The organism is Micromonospora sp. 4G55, assembly GCF_016803375.1.
The window spans coordinates 1-13,969 of record NZ_JAEVHN010000105.1 but is presented as its reverse complement, the minus strand read 5'-3'; the positions used below and the strand labels follow the sequence as shown (position 1 = coordinate 13,969).

General features: G+C 74.4%; 12 protein-coding genes and 6 pseudogenes. 6 read left to right on the top strand and 12 right to left on the bottom strand.

The features are described from left to right. Positions 1-533 (bottom strand): annotated as a pseudogene (locus JNW89_RS11970) (DUF423 domain-containing protein); the annotation flags it as partial. A gap of 60 nt (positions 534-593) precedes the next feature. Then, positions 594-1,583, bottom strand: a complete 990-nt coding sequence (gene lipA, locus JNW89_RS11965) for a lipoyl synthase (RefSeq protein ID WP_088960998.1) — start codon at positions 1,581-1,583, stop codon at positions 594-596. Between the two features lie 409 nt (positions 1,584-1,992). On the opposite strand from lipA, the gene aspS reads away from it, so the two are divergent. Next, positions 1,993-3,279: an aspartate--tRNA(Asn) ligase gene (gene aspS / locus JNW89_RS11960; RefSeq protein WP_238448971.1), complete on the top strand. Its 1,287-nt coding sequence runs from the start codon at positions 1,993-1,995 to the stop codon at positions 3,277-3,279. Between the two features lie 41 nt (positions 3,280-3,320). Here aspS and JNW89_RS11955 read toward each other — a convergent pair. The 3 genes and pseudogenes from JNW89_RS11955 to JNW89_RS11945 form a co-directional block, all read right to left on the bottom strand. Then, positions 3,321-3,943, bottom strand: a pseudogene (locus tag JNW89_RS11955) (TetR family transcriptional regulator). Positions 3,944-3,957: 14 nt separating this feature from the next. Further along, positions 3,958-4,632 (bottom strand): DUF4166 domain-containing protein, encoded by a 675-nt coding sequence (locus JNW89_RS11950; protein WP_238448970.1) that lies wholly within the window; start codon positions 4,630-4,632, stop codon positions 3,958-3,960. Then, positions 4,629-5,339, bottom strand: coding sequence for a hypothetical protein (locus JNW89_RS11945; protein WP_238448969.1), 711 nt, complete (start codon positions 5,337-5,339; stop codon positions 4,629-4,631). The genes JNW89_RS11950 and JNW89_RS11945 overlap by 4 nt, the downstream gene beginning before the upstream one ends. A 144-nt stretch (positions 5,340-5,483) precedes the next feature. On the opposite strand from JNW89_RS11945, the pseudogene JNW89_RS38710 reads away from it, so the two are divergent. The 3 genes and pseudogenes from JNW89_RS38710 to JNW89_RS11935 all read left to right on the top strand — a co-directional run. Continuing rightward, positions 5,484-5,633 (top strand): annotated as a pseudogene (locus tag JNW89_RS38710) (helix-turn-helix domain-containing protein); the annotation flags it as partial. A gap of 173 nt (positions 5,634-5,806) precedes the next feature. After that, on the top strand, positions 5,807-6,088 hold the full coding sequence (locus JNW89_RS11940) for a hypothetical protein (protein WP_238448968.1): 282 nt from the start codon (positions 5,807-5,809) through the stop codon (positions 6,086-6,088). 75 nt (positions 6,089-6,163) lie between these two features. Next, complete coding sequence (locus JNW89_RS11935) at positions 6,164-6,922, top strand: SRPBCC domain-containing protein (protein WP_238448967.1); 759 nt, start codon at positions 6,164-6,166, stop codon at positions 6,920-6,922. A gap of 31 nt (positions 6,923-6,953) precedes the next feature. Here the strand turns inward: JNW89_RS11935 and JNW89_RS11930 are convergent, their stop codons facing one another. The 7 genes and pseudogenes from JNW89_RS11930 to JNW89_RS11900 form a co-directional block, all read right to left on the bottom strand. Continuing rightward, the gene (locus tag JNW89_RS11930) at positions 6,954-7,346 is read right to left on the bottom strand and encodes a DUF664 domain-containing protein (protein WP_238448966.1); all 393 of its coding nucleotides are present in this window, start codon (positions 7,344-7,346) and stop codon (positions 6,954-6,956) included. A 32-nt stretch (positions 7,347-7,378) separates the two neighbouring features. Next, positions 7,379-7,534, bottom strand: coding sequence for a hypothetical protein (locus JNW89_RS11925; protein ID WP_238448965.1), 156 nt, complete (start codon positions 7,532-7,534; stop codon positions 7,379-7,381). Between the two features lie 44 nt (positions 7,535-7,578). Further along, positions 7,579-7,965 carry a VOC family protein gene (locus tag JNW89_RS11920; RefSeq protein WP_255540716.1) on the bottom strand — a complete coding sequence of 129 codons (387 nt, stop codon included), beginning with the start codon at positions 7,963-7,965 and terminating at the stop codon, positions 7,579-7,581. Between the two features lie 23 nt (positions 7,966-7,988). Further along, positions 7,989-9,157: pseudogene (locus tag JNW89_RS38705) on the bottom strand (RNA polymerase sigma factor). Between the two features lie 86 nt (positions 9,158-9,243). Continuing rightward, entirely contained in the window at positions 9,244-9,609 is a 366-nt protein-coding gene (locus tag JNW89_RS11910; RefSeq protein ID WP_238448963.1) for a YciI family protein, read from the bottom strand. A gap of 128 nt (positions 9,610-9,737) precedes the next feature. Next, complete coding sequence (lipB, locus tag JNW89_RS11905) at positions 9,738-10,379, bottom strand: lipoyl(octanoyl) transferase LipB (protein WP_238448962.1); 642 nt, start codon at positions 10,377-10,379, stop codon at positions 9,738-9,740. 28 nt (positions 10,380-10,407) lie between these two features. Further along, positions 10,408-12,254 (bottom strand): annotated as a pseudogene (locus JNW89_RS11900) (DUF2079 domain-containing protein). A gap of 153 nt (positions 12,255-12,407) precedes the next feature. Here JNW89_RS11900 and JNW89_RS11895 point away from each other — a divergent pair. Both JNW89_RS11895 and JNW89_RS11890 read left to right on the top strand, forming a co-directional pair. After that, entirely contained in the window at positions 12,408-12,797 is a 390-nt protein-coding gene (locus JNW89_RS11895) for an SCO5389 family protein (protein ID WP_238448961.1), read from the top strand. A 155-nt stretch (positions 12,798-12,952) separates the two neighbouring features. Next, positions 12,953-13,969 (top strand): annotated as a pseudogene (locus JNW89_RS11890) (alpha/beta hydrolase family esterase); the annotation flags it as partial.

The following is a 13,969-nucleotide window of genomic DNA, read 5'->3' as shown; positions in this document are numbered from 1 at the left end:
CCGGTGACCAGGTCGAGGGTCAGCAGGGCCAGGCCCGCCCCGATCGGGTTCAGCTCGGGATAGCCACCCCCGGCGATGAGCTGGTTCTTGACGATCCGGTCCGCGCCCAGCGCCAGCAGCCCGACCACCAGCAGCGCGAACCAGCGGTCCCCGCCGAGGCGGCGGGTCAGCCGCCAGCTCAGCAGCAGGAAGAGTGCGTACAGGGCGAGCAGCGGCAGCCGCAGCGCGAGCACCGAGGGCCCGGCGAGCGCCACCAGCGGTGCGGCCAGGTACGCCTCCAGCGCACCCATGTACGCCTGCCCGTAGAAGAAGATCGGGAAGTCCTCGCCGCGGGCGATGTGCAGCGCGGCGAGCCCCATGGTCGCCTCGTCGCTGTTGGTGCGCGGAGTGTCCCCGAGCAGCAACGCGAGCCGGTACCCCACCCCGGCCAGGCCGACCAGCAGGGCGAGCACCGCCGAGGCGCGCCAAGCGGGCCACCGGGGCGCGCGCGGGCGGGTGACGTCGCGCGCCGCCTGGCGTACCCCGGTGGTCATGCCTGCGATCATGGCATCCGGGCGCGGCCCGGCGGCCGGTGACGCGGCCGTCGGCCGGCCTCAGCCGGCGGCGGTGACGCCCTCGCGGGCCTCCAGCGCCTGCTTGTAGAGCCGCCCGGCCCGGTACGACGAGCGCACCAGCGGCCCGCTCATCACGCCGGCGAAGCCGATCTCCTCGGCCTCCTCGCGCAGCTCGACGAACTCCTCCGGCTTGACCCAGCGGGTGACCGGGTGGTGCCGGGGGGAGGGGCGCAGGTACTGGGTGATGGTGATCAGCTCGCAGCCCGCCTCGTGCAGGTCGCGCAGCGCCTGGGAGACCTCGGCCCGCTCCTCGCCCATGCCCAGGATCAGGTTGCTCTTGGTGACCAGGCCGTCGGCGCGGGCCTGGCGGATCACGTCCAGCGAGCGCTCGTAGCGGAACGCCGGCCGGATCCGCTTGAAGATCCGCGGCACCGTCTCGACGTTGTGCGCCAGCACCTCGGGACGGGAGCTGAACACCTCGGCGAGCTGCTCGGGGACCGCGTTGAAGTCGGGGATCAGCAGCTCGACGCCGCAGCCGGACTGCAGGGCGTGGATCTGCCGGACCGTCTCGGCGTAGAGCCAGGCCCCGCCGTCGGGCAGGTCGTCGCGGGCGACGCCGGTGATGGTGGCGTAGCGCAGCCCCATCGCGGCGACCGACTCGGCGACCCGACGCGGCTCGTCGGCGTCGAACTCGGCCGGCTTGCCGGTGTCGATCTGGCAGAAGTCGCAGCGCCGGGTGCACTGGTCACCGCCGATGAGGAAGGTGGCCTCGCGGTCCTCCCAGCACTCGTAGATGTTGGGGCAGCCGGCCTCCTGGCAGACGGTGTGCAGCCCCTCGCGCGAGACCAGGCCGCGCAGCTGGGTGTACTCCGGGCCCATCTTGGCCTTGACCTTGATCCACGGCGGCTTGCGCTCGATCGGCGTCTCGGCGTTGCGGGCCTCGATCCGCAGCAGACGCCGCCCCTCAGGTGCGGCAGTCGCGGTACGGCCGGCCTGCTCGGTCGTCGGCGTGGAGTGCTCGATCGTCACAAAACCGAGACTACGCCCGGCGGTGGCGGTCGATGAACCGCGGGCGACCGGCGTCACGCCACAGATGTTGTGACACCGGACACCGAGGGCCGAAAAACCCAGTCACACGCCTCCCGCCAGTGGTGCTAGCGTCTGCCGCAGAGCTGTGACGGAGCCGAGTAGGGCCCCGGCCCGCCAGTGCAGAGAGCCGCCGGTTGCTGGGAGGCGGTCTGGCGCCGGGGCGCGAAGACCCTCCTGAGCTGCGGGAAGAACGGCGTTCGCGCCCAGTAGAGCCCGCCCGGCCGGCCCCGGTGAAAAGGCGACGAACGAGGCCCCCGCTCGCGGGGGCGAAGGTGTGGTGGCACCGCGAGGTTCCCGCTCGCCCACACCTCCCTGGGATCGCGTTGCGATCGATCGAGGAGGTACCACCGTGCAACGCATCCTCTCCACCCAACTTCCCGCCCACGTCGGGCGGACCGTCCGGATCGCCGGCTGGGTGCACCGCCGCCGGCTGCTCAAGTCGGTGGCCTTCCTGATCGTGCGAGACGCCGCCGGCCTGAGCCAGGTCGTGGTCACCGACCCGGCCGTCCGCGCCGCGCTGGAGAAGCTCACCGAGGAGACGGTCGTCGAGGTCACCGCCACGGTGGTCGCGAACCCGACGGCGCCCGCCGGGGTCGAGCTGACCGACCCGACGGTACGACCACTCGGCCCGGCCGCCGTGCCGCCGCCGTTCGACCTGTACCGGCCGACGCTGACCGCGACCCTGCCCACCCAGCTCGACCACGCGCCCACCGCGCTGCGCCACCCGACCCGCTCGGCGGCGCTGCGGATCTCGGCGGCGGCGGTGGCCGGGTTCCGGGCCGCCCTCGACGCCCGTGACTTCGTGGAGATCCACACCCCGAAGGTGGTCGGCTCGTCCACCGAGAGCGGGGCGAACGTCTTCGCGCTGGACTGGTTCGGCCGGCCCGCGTACCTGGCGCAGTCGCCGCAGTTCTACAAGCAGCTGATGGTGGGCGTCTTCGAGCGGGTCTACGAGGTCGGTCCGGTGTTCCGGGCCGAGCCGCACGACACCGTCCGGCACCTGGCCCAGTACACCTCGCTCGACGTGGAGCTGGGCTTCGTCGCCGACCACCGGGACGTGATGGCCGTGCTGCGCGCCACCCTCGCCGGGATGCTGGCCGGCGTGGCGGAGCGGGCCGGCGCGGCGGTGGCGACCCTCGGCATCGGGCTGCCCGAGGTGCCGGCCGACATCCCGGCGGTGCACTTCACCGAGGCGTTGCGCATCGCGGGCGCGCCGGCCGACGAGCCGGACCTCGCCCCCGCCCACGAGCGGGCGCTGGGGGAGTGGGCGCGGGCCGAGCACGGCTCGGACTTCCTCTTCGTCACCGGGTACCCGATGGCGAAGCGGCCCTTCTACACCCACCCGGACCCGCAGCGGCCGGCCTACTCCAACGGCTTCGACCTGCTCTTCCGGGGGATGGAGCTGGTCACCGGCGGGCAGCGGCTGCACCGGTACGACGACTACCTGGCGGCGCTGGCCGCGCGGGGCGAGCCGGTGGAGCCGTACGCCGGCTACGTCGACGCGTTCCGGCACGGCATGCCCCCGCACGGTGGCTTCGCCATCGGCCTGGAACGCTTCGTCGCCCGGCTGACCGGCGCCACCAACGTCCGCGAGGTCACCGCCTTCCCCCGCGACCTGCACCGCCTCACCCCCTGACGGGTCCCCGCCCCGCCCGGTGTGTTCCGGGCCGGGGCGGGTCAGGTGTGGGGGCGGAGTCTGGCGCGCAGGGTACGCCGGGCCAGCGGTCCGAGGTCTCGACGACCTCGATGAGGACGGCGAGGCGTTCCAGGGCGTCCAACGCGTCGTGGGCGCCGGCCGGGTCGACGCCCTCGAAGAGTTCCAGCCCGATGAACGCGGCGGAGATCGCGCGGGCCAGCCCGGCCGGGTCGGCGACCGGGGCGACCGGCGAGTCGCGCAGCAGCCGGTGTAGCACCGTCTCGATCTCCGCCGTCCAGAGCCCGAGCGCGGCGGCCGTCGCCTCCGCGAGCGTCGGGTCGGTCTGCGCCCCGGCCAGCAGCTGGGCCAGCACCGCCACGTTGCCCGCGGAGCGTTCCTGCTCGTGCAGGGCGCGCCCCAGGTCGAGCAGCTCGCGCAGCGATCCGACCTCGGCGAACCGGTCCCGGTAGGCCGCCACCCGGATCGCCGTCGCGCTGCGGCACGCCTCGGCGAGCAGCGCGTCGACGGTGCCGAAGTGGTAGAAGACCAGGGCCTGGTTGACCCCGGCGGCCGCCGCGATCGTGCGGGCCGAGGCGCCGGCGATGCCGTGGGACCGGATCGCCGCGAGCGCCCCGTCGATCAGCTTCTGCCGGGTGGCGGCCATGGGGATCCTCTCCGTCAGTCCCGGGGATTCTCCCGCAGCGGCCGCACCGCGGCGGGCACCGGTGCCCCGTCCGGCGGCACGTAGTCGACGGTGAAGCTGCCCGTGTACCCGAACAGCGGCCCGAAGTGGCGGTTGCTGACCCGTACCTCGATGTGGAACCGCCCGGTCCGGTCGTCGTACCACTCGCGCAGGTTGGCCTCGCCGCTGAGCGCCGGCGGGCAGGGCAGCCCGCCGCGGAAGCGCTGGGCGCCGCTGCGGATCGTCAGCGCCCCGGCGGCGTCGACGCCGAGGTGCAGGTCGACCGCGAGGTGCTGGTGGGTGCCCAGGTAGTCCACCAGGACGCCGCGCCGGGGGCTCCACACCATCGTGGCGTCGAACCGGCGGCGGCGGTGCGCGGCGACCTCGAAGGTACGTACGAAGGTCAGCGTCGGGCGGCGGTACGAGTCGGTGTAGGCGTAGTTCTCGATGGTGAACGGCACGCCGGTGCCGGTCTCCGGGAACAGCACGTGTCGCAGGGTGCCCAGCCGCAGGAACGGCGCGGTGAAGGCGGCGCCGCGCCAGACCCGGTCCATCACGCCGGTGCCGACACAGCCCAGGTCGGTACGGCCGTCGACGCCGAAGCGGCGCCGCAGTCGGGGGTGCAGCCGGTCGAAGTCGGCGCCCAGGGCGCGCTGGAAGACGGAGGTCACAGCTGCTCCAGCAGCGACGGCGTCCGGGCGGCGAGGCGGTCCGTTGGCCCGCGTCGGCACCGGCGGGCGGCCGGGGTGTGCGGGTGGGGCGGCACCGCCAGCGCGATCAGCGCCGTGCCGAGCACCGCCCCGGCGACGCCCGCGCCTCCCGCGCCCAGCCGGGCGGCCAGCGCGCCGACGCAGGTCACCGCGAGCGCCCGCAGGGCCACCTCCCGCCACGCCTGCCGCCGGGCGCGCTCGGGCGGTACGCCCCGTTCCAGCCAGAGCCGCAGCCGGTCGAACGACCACGCGGTCGCCCAGCCGAACAGCGGTCGGAAGGCGAGATCGGCCAGCCGGCCGGCGAGCCCCCAGCGTGGGGCGTACGTGTAGCCGGTCAGGAACCGCACCCCGTCCGGCCCGGGCAGGTAGCGCCAGTAGCCGGACCCGGTGGCGATCAGCGACCGCGGGTCGTCGGAGCCGAAGCGCAGCGCCGAGGTGCGGGTGCCGTCCGGGCGGTTCCGCTCACCGGCGTGCGTGCCGTGGCCGGCGATCCGCACGCCGGGCAGCACGGTGGTGGCGTACCGGAACCGGGCGGGGGTGCTGCCCGGCACCGGGTCGATCCGGCCGAAGCGCGCATCCCAGCGGCGGTGCGCCCCCGGGTCCTGGGTCGCCTGCCAGAGCCGTTCCACCGGCGCGTCGATCAGTGTCTCCACGTAGATGCCCCGCACGTCAGCCTCCCTTTTGAGCGGTCGCTCAACGAACGGTAGCCGCGGGTTGAGCGACTGCTCAATCCCTCGCATGGGGGAGCGGGCTCCGCCGCCGACAACTTGCATTGTCTTGACAAGAAATATTGTCGGTGGGAGGCTGGGGGCATGTTCGACATCGCAGTGATCGAGGACCCGGCGGCCGCCGAGGCGTCGCTGGACCCGGTGCGTGCCCGGCTGCTCGCTGCGCTCGCCGAGCCGGCCTCGGCGACGATGCTCGCGGCCCGGGTCGGGCTGGCCCGCCAGAAGGTCAACTACCACCTTCGGGCGCTGGAGCAGCACGGCCTGATCGAGCTGGTCGAGGAGCGCCGCAAGGGCAACATGACCGAGCGGGTCATGCGCGCCACCGCGGCGTCGTACGTCATCTCGCCGGCCGCGCTCGCCGCCGTGCGCCCGGATCCGGCCCAGGCGCCCGACCGGCTCTCCGCGCGGTGGTTGCTGGCGCTCGCCGCCCGGCTCGTCCAGGACGTCGGCGCGCTGATCACGGCGCGGACCGGGCCGGCAAGCGGGTCGCCACCTTCGCCGTGGACGCCGACGTCCGGTTCGCCTCGGCGACGGACCGGGCCGCGTTCGCCGAGGAGTTGGCGGCCGCCGTCGCCGGCCTGGTCAGCCGGTATCACGACGAGCAGGCTCCCGGTGGCCGGCGGCACCGGGTGGTCCTCGCCCTGCACCCCAGCGTCGACCTACCGACCGGCGCAGCCGAGGACTCCTGACCATCACCCCGCCCCGCACCCCCTGAATTCCCGCTCGCGACCCACTTCGCGTACCGCACAGAGAGAGGCGCCACCATGCGACACCCGTTCGAACTCGACAAGGACATCGCGCTGCCCGGCACGCCGGAGCAGGTGTGGGCGGCGATCGCGACCGGCCCGGGCATCGACTCCTGGTTCATGGGCCGCAGCGAGGTCGAGCCCCGCGAGGGCGGCCGGACCCGGTTCACCATGGCCGGTGAGGTCGCCGAGTCGACCGTGACGGCCTGGGAGCCCGGCAAGCGGTTCGCGTACCGGAGCGACCCGGGGCCGGACGGCACCTTCATGGCCATCGAGTACCTGATCGAGGGCCGCGAGCAGGGCGGCACCGTGCTGCGGCTGGTGCAGAGCGGCGTCCTCGGGGACAACTGGGAGACCGAGTACGAGGCCATGCGGACCGGTTGGGACATGTACCTGGGGACGCTCGCGGCGTACCTGGCGCACTTCGCCGGCCGGGCCGGCACCCCGGTCGCGGCGTTCCGGCCCGGGGCGGGCGAACCGGATGAGGTCTGGGCCGCCGTGGCCGGCGCGTTCGGGCTGACCGGCCCGGTCACCGGGGGTGAGCCGGTCCGGCTGGAGCTGCCCGGGCTGCCGCCGGTCGACGGGGTGGTCGACCTCGTCGGCCTGCCGACGTACTTCGGCGTACGGACCTCGGACGCGCTCTACCGGTTCCTGCACTCCGGCACCGACCGGGGCAACGTCCTGGTGCTCGGGCACCACCTCTTCGCCGCCGACCCGGACCCGGCCCGCGCCGAGCAGGCCTGGCAGGACTGGCTGACCCGGCTGCCGATCGGCTGACCGGGGTCGGGCCGGCGTCACCTCGTCGGCGTCAGCTGCCCGGGATCGGCTGCCCCGCTCGTGGGCGCCACCCGGGCGGCGGATCCTCACCGGTCAGCCCGTCCGCCGCCTCGCGGAGCAGGTCGGCGTGGCCGGTGTGCCGGCCGTACTCCTCGATCAGGTCGCAGACGAGCCGGCGCAGGCTGGCCCGGGTGCCGTCGGGGGCGGAGGCGTGGACGAGCTGGTCGAGCCCGCCGTCGGCGAGGGCCGCCGCCAGCCTCGCGCGGGACCGGGCGACGGCGTCGTCCCAGAGCGCGTAGAGCTCGTCCGGGCTGTCGGCGGCGGCGGAGGTGAACGGCCAGGCCTCGCTGTCCCAGGCGGCCAGGTCCCACGGTGGGCCCAGCGGCGCGCCGCTCAGCCGGACGGTGAACATGTCGTCCTCCACGACCGCGAGGTGCTTGAGCAGGCCGCCGAGGGTCAGCGCGGAGGCGCCGACCGGGCCCGCAGCCCGGCCGCGTCGAGGTCGTCGGCCTTCCAGCGGAAGGTCGTACGCAGGCGGTCCAGCGCGCCGACCAGGTGCGCGACCTCGGTGCCCGCGAGGGGCGGCTCCCAGGGGGTGTCGTTGTCCGTCATCGCATCACCGTAGAGCCGGGGTACGACGGTCGGACGCCGTGCGGCTAGGCGGGGCCGAGCAGGTCCCAGCGGTTGCCGGCGATGTCGCGGAAGACGGCGACCCGCCCGTACGGCTCGGTGCGCGGCGGTCGCACGAACTCGACCCCCGCGTCGACCATCCGCCGGTGCACCGCGTCGAAGTCGTCGACCTGGAGGAAGAAGCCGACCCGGCCGGCGACCTGGTCGCCGACGGCGCGCTCCTGCCGCTCGCCGTCGGCGCGGGCGAGCAGCAGGCCGGTCTGCGCCCCGGGCGGGCGGACGACGACCCACCGCTTGGGGCGTCCGTCGGTGGTCATCGAGGGGGAGTCCTCGACCAGGTCGAAGCCGAGCACCTCGGTGAAGAAGGCGATCGCCGGGTCGTACTCGGCGACGACCAGGGTGACGAGATCCATCCGCACCGCCCGAGGGTAGCCGGTCAGCCCGACAGCTCGGCGAGGCGGCGGCCCAGGTGCCCGGCGTGGGGGCCGTTGAGGCCCAGTGCCAGCGCCGCCCGGTACGCCGCAGCCGCCTCGCCCGCCCGGCCGAGGCGGTGCAGCAGCTCGCCGCGGGTGGCGTGCCACCACGGGTAGCCGGCGAGCGCGTCGATCGCGTCGACCAGGGCCAGCCCGTCGGCGGGGCCGTCCCGCTCGGCGACGGCCGCGGCGCGGTTCAGTCGTGCCACCGGGGTGTCGTGCACGGTGAGGAGCACGTCGTACCAGGAGATCACGGCGTCCCACGGAGTCCGGGCGTACGACGGGGCGAGGGCGTGGCAGGCGGCGATGGCGGCTTGGACCACGTACCGGTCCGGGCGGTCCGGGGTGCGGCGCAGCGCCCGGCCGACCAGCTCGACCCCGGCGGTGATCGTGGCCCGGTCCCAGCGCGAGCGGTCCTGCTCGGCCAGGAGCAGCAGCCGGCCGTCGTCGGCGACCCGGGCCGCCGTCGGGAGTCCTGCAACAGCAGCAGCGCCAGTAGGCCGAGCACGGTCGGCTCGTCCGGCATCAGCTCGACCAGCAGCCGGGCCAGTCGCAGTCCCTCGTCCGCCAGCCCGACCCGGATCAGGTCGTCCCCCGCGCCGGCCGCGTAGCCCTCGTTGAAGATCAGGTAGACGGTGGCGGCGACGCCGGCCAGCCGGCCGGGCAGCTCCTCGGCCGCCGGCACCCGGTACGGAATCCCGGCCCGGGCAATCTTCTGCTTGGTGCGGGTCAGCCGCTTGGCCATGGTGGCCTCGGGAACCACCAGGGCGCGGGCCACCTCGGCGGTGGTCAGCCCACCCAGGGTCCGCAGCGCCAGCGCCACCTGGGCGTCCAGCGACAGCGTCGGGTGGCAGCAGGTGAAGACCAGCCGGAGCAGGTCGTCCCGGACCACCTCGGGCGGGTCGGGGGCGGGGTCGAGCAGCGACACGGCCTCGGCCTCCTTCCCGGTCCGCCGGGCCTCGCGGCGGAGCAGGTCGATCGCCCGGCGCCGGGCCACCACCAGCAGCCAGCCGCGCGGGTTCTCCGGCACGCCGTCGCGCGGCCAGGTCTCCAGGGCCCGCACCACCGCGTCCTGGGTGGCGTCCTCGGCGAGGTCGACGCTGCCGGTGACCCGGATCAGCGTGGCGAGGATCCGGGCCCGTTCGGCCCGGATCAGCGCCCCCCGCCGTCTCGGTGGCGGTGTCGGCCGCCGCGCCGGATCCGGTGGCGGTTACCGCGTCACCGGTCGGCATCGTTCGGTGACAGCGGGATGACCGGGCGGATCTCGACCGCGCCGTTCCAGGCCGCGGGGATTGCCGCGGCCGTCGCCACCGCCTCGTCCAGGTCCGCGCACTCCAGCAGGTAGAAGCCGGTCAGCGCCTCCTTGGTCTCGGCGTACGGGCCGTCGCTGGTGAGCACGTCGCCGCCCTTGCCGCCGGAGACCCGCACGGTGGTCGCGGTGGCCGTCGGGTAGAGCGCACTGCCGCCCCGGATGACCGCTCGGGCGGCCGCACCGAACTCCTGGTACTCCGCCATCTCGTCGGCGTGCTCGGGGCTGGTCCAGTCGACGTCCGCGGTGTAGGTCAGCGCGATGTAGGTGGGCATTGTCCGCTCCTCGCGTCCGGGCCGGCGCCGGTCGCCGGCCTCAGGTCGGTGCCGGCGCTGGTGGCCGACTCCACCATAGGGACGATCGGGCGGGCGTCCCGCGGGACATCCGGGGCCGGAAAAGGTTCTCAGACCTCGATGAGGGTGGGCAGGCGACGCTCGACCACCGGAAGGACGTCGGCGACGCTGACCGGTCGGCCCAGCTCGGCGGTGAGCGAGGTGACGCCCGCGTCGCGGATGCCGCACGGCACGATCCGGTCGAAGTACGTCAGGTCGCAGTCGCAGTTGATCGAGAAGCCGTGCAGGGTCACCCCACGGGCCACCCGGATGCCGATGGCGGCCACCTTGCGGGCCGGACCCCGGTCGTCCTCGGGCACCCAGACGCCGCTGCGCCCTTCGACCCGGCCGGCGGCCAGCCCGAACTCGGCGCAGACGTCGATCAGCAGCTGCTCGGTGCGGCGCACGTAGGCGACCACGTCCACCGGGTCCGGCAGGCGCAGGATCGGGTAGCCGACGAGCTGGCCCGGCCCGTGCCAGGTGATCTTGCCGCCCCGGTCCACGTCGACGACCGGGGTGCCGTCCATCGGGCGGTCCCACGGCTCGGTGCGCTTGCCGGCGGTGTAGACGCTCGGGTGCTCCAGCAGCAGCACGGTGTCGCCGCGCTCGCCCGCCACCACCGACTCGTGGAGGCGGCGCTGTTCGTCCCAGGCGGCCTGGTAGTCGAGCAGGCCGGCGCGGACGGCCGTCAGGCCGGAAGTCGTCGCGGTCACCCCACCAGCCTAAACCCGCACCCGGGGCTCACCGGGGGTGAGCCTCGTCGCGTCGGGCGGCGGGAACCTCCCAGAGCCAGACGTCGTCGACCCGCCGCGGGGGACCGAGCAGGGCCGTCGCGGTGCGGCGCAGGGCGTCCTCGTCGAGGTCGTACTTGGCCCCGTGCACTTCGTCCGGCAGCACCACCGCCTCGACGCCCCAGTACCGCAGGTCGGCCAGGCAGAGCTGGATGCTGCCCTCGGTGACGATCGGCACCAGGCCGGTGCGGCCGGCCTGGTCCATCAGCATGTCGAAGGTGCGCGGCGGCGGGCCGATCCGGCCCCGGCCGTCCGGGCCGCCGGGGCCGAGGAAGAAGCCGGCCGGGATGCGGAACTCGCCCTGCCGGTGCGCCAGCGCGTACGCCTGCCAGCGCTGCCCGTCCGGCGTGACGTCCAGGGTCAGCGGCAGCGGGGTGAGCACCCCGCCGGGCGAGACGTGCTGCCGCCAGGTCCCGGCCGCGATGAACTCCGGCACCGGCGGCCGGGCGCTGGTCGCCAGCGGCGTGGGCAGCAGCGGCACCAGCGCGACCGCGAAGCCGGCGACCCACGCCGTCGCCACGCGCCGCCGGGGCGGGTCGGCCCGGAGCTGGTCGACGGTGTACGCCAGCAGCAGGCCGATCACCGGCGCGACCACCAGCGCCAGCCGGGACGGCAGCGCGGCGTTGACCACCGGCAGCCGTCCAGCACGCCGAACGGCAGCAGCTGGTCGGTGCGCCGCCCGTCCCACTTCGCCAGCGACCCCCAGGAGAGCACCGCGAAGAGCGCGGCGGTGACACCCAGCGCGGCCAGCGTGGCCCGGCGGCCGGCGTCGGCCCGCCGCCACAGCGCCACGAAGCAGGCCACGGCGAGCAGCAGCAGCGGCAGTCCGAAGAAGGAGTTCTCCTCGGTCGGGTTGGGGGCCAGGTTGGTGCCCAGGCCCGCCGCGCCGGCCAGCGACCGCTGCGGGTACGCCCCGAACGCGGCGATGTCCTCGGAGTGGATCACGGCGTCGAAACCGGTGCCGTGGAAGCGCTGCGGGCCGGCGAAGTGCAGCCAGAGCGGGTACGCCAGCAGCGCCCCCGCCACCAGCGCGGTGACGCCGAGCCCGCGCAGGAAGGTGGGCAGTGCCGCCCGCGCCTCGGCCCGCCGGTCCGGGTGCAGCGCCCAGACGGCGAGGAAGACGGCGAGCGCCAGCGCGGTGAAGAAGAGCCCCTCGGCGGCGATCGAGAAGGCGACCGCGACCAGCACGCCGAGCAGGATCCCGCCGCGCAGCCAGCGGCCGGGCCGGCGCAGCGCGAACACCCCCCAGGTCAGCAGCGGCACCAGCCAGCCGGCGGTCCAGTTCAGGTGCGCGTTGGCGTGCGAGACCATGCCGGGGGAGTAGGCGATGAACAGCGCCCCGACGCCGGCGGCCAGCCGGCTGCGGACCAGGTGCCGGGAGAGCAGCCAGTACCAGGCCAGCGCGGTGGCGACCAGGTTGAGGGTGAGGATCACCAGGAACGTCGCCGGGGGCCCGATCAGGTACGTCAGCGGGGCGAAGACCGCCGCGTAGACGGTGATCGAGGTGTTGACCGCGAGGTTCACCCCGTCCGGGACGTTCACCAGGTGGGTGAAGAACGGGTTCTCCCCGTGGGTCAGCGCGTGCCCGCCGAAGGCGAGCAGCCACTCGAAGAGCGCCTGGTCGCTGGAGTTGACCGTGATCGCCCGGCTGTTCGGGTCGCGCCAGAGGCCGCTGGTCACCCAGACGGCCAGCACCACGGCGGCCAGCACCACGCTCAGATCGGCCCGGCGACCCTGGCCGGTGGCGGGTGCGGCGGCGGGCGGCTGGTCGGCGGCCAGGGTCGGGGAGGTCGGCACGGAGCGGACGTTACCAACCGGATCTGGCGGCACCGCTCAGACACGAAAGCCGGTCGGACGCGGAACCTTGATTCCTTGTTGGAAATGACTTCCAATTGCAGGAGTCGCGCCATCGCGCAGATCGCGCGTCAGTGCGCAGATCGGAGGAGCACCATGTCTCTCGACGTACCCACCGCCCTGCTGGAGCGGGCCGAGGCCGGCCGGGTCGACGACGAGGAGTTCGTCGACTGTGTCCGGCGGTCCCTGCCGTACGCCTGGTCGGTGGTCGCCGACGTCGCCGCGCGCGCGGCCGACGGCGGCCGGATGGCCGAGCACGCCGTGCCGCCACCCTCGGAGGTCGAGCGGGGGCAGTTGCTGCGCGCGCTGGCCAGCGACGCCATCCGGGGCGGGCTGGAGCGGCACTTCAACGTGACGCTGGCCTTCCAGAACTGTCACCGGGTGGCGGCCTTCCCGCCGGCGCTGGTCGGCGGCGACGCCCACCGGCAGTTCGTCTCGCCGCTGGCGCAGATCCGTAACCAGAGTCCGGAGCTGCGCAACTGCTGAGGGTCGGGTCGGGGGTCCGGGGTGCCGGGCCCCCGACCGCCACATCGGCGACGGCGAATGTGTGAGCGGCGGCCATGTCGCTGGTCTGAAACACGGACGTAACGTCTCGGCAACTCGGGGGTGACCCAGTTCACACACCGCAACAGGAGGTCGCCGTGCACCGTTCCCCATCCGTCCTCGCCCGGCTCGCCGGGGCGCTGGCCGGGGCCGTCGTCGCCGCGGCCGCCCTGGTCGCGGTCGCCGTGCCCGCCCAGGCCGCCACGCTGACCCAGGTCACCGGCTTCGGCTCGAACCCGGGCAACCTCGCCATGTACGCCTACCGCCCGGACGGGCTGCCGGCCAACGCGCCGGCCGTGGTGCTGCTGCACGGCTGCACCCAGAACGCCGCCGGCTACTTCGCCAACTCCGGCTGGCAGAAGTACGCCGACCAGTGGAAGTTCGCCCTGATCGTGCCCCAGCAGTCCAGCGCCAACCAGTCGGTCAGCTGCTTCAACTGGTTCGTCGAGGGGGACATCAGCCGGGGCCAGGGCGAGGCGCTGTCCATCAAGCAGATGGTCGACCACGCCAAGACCAACTACGGCCTCGACGGCAACCGGATCTTCGTCAGCGGACTGTCCGCCGGCGGGGCGATGACCTCGGTCATGCTCGCCACCTACCCGGACGTCTTCGCCGCCGGCTCGGTCATCGCCGGGCTGCCCTACCGCTGCTCGCCGCCGGCGTCGACCAACACCTGCCAGTACACCGGGGTGGACAAGAGCCCGGCGGCCTGGGGCGACCTGGTCCGCAACGCCTACTCCGGCTACACCGGCCGCCGCCCCCGGGTCGCCATCTGGCACGGCACCTCGGACACCACCGTGGTGCCGATGAACGCCACCGAGTCCCGCGACCAGTGGACCAACGTGCTCGGTGTGTCGCAGACCCCGACCAGCACCGCGTCGCTGACCGGCGGCACCAGCCTGGAGGTGTACGGCAACGACGCCGTCCGGCTCTACCGGGTCTCCGGCATGGGCCACGGCACGCCGGTCGACCCCGGCTCGGCCGCCGACCAGTGCGGCACCGCGACCTCGTACTTCCTGGACACCATCTGCTCGACCTACCGGGACGCCCTCTTCTTCGGCCTCGGCGGCGGCGTCACCCCCCACCCCCACCGCCACGGCCTCCCCGACCCCGAC

Coding starts and splice junctions, on each gene's coding strand:
- JNW89_RS11935 (WP_238448967.1), top strand. CDS start 6,164: ATGCGACACCCGTTCGAACTCGACAAGGACATCGCGCTGCCCGGCACG.
- JNW89_RS11925 (WP_238448965.1), bottom strand. CDS start 7,534: ATGACGGACAACGACACCCCCTGGGAGCCGCCCCTCGCGGGCACCGAG.
- JNW89_RS11920 (WP_255540716.1), bottom strand. CDS start 7,965: ATGGATCTCGTCACCCTGGTCGTCGCCGAGTACGACCCGGCGATCGCC.
- JNW89_RS11910 (WP_238448963.1), bottom strand. CDS start 9,609: ATGCCCACCTACATCGCGCTGACCTACACCGCGGACGTCGACTGGACC.
- JNW89_RS11895 (WP_238448961.1), top strand. CDS start 12,408: ATGTCTCTCGACGTACCCACCGCCCTGCTGGAGCGGGCCGAGGCCGGC.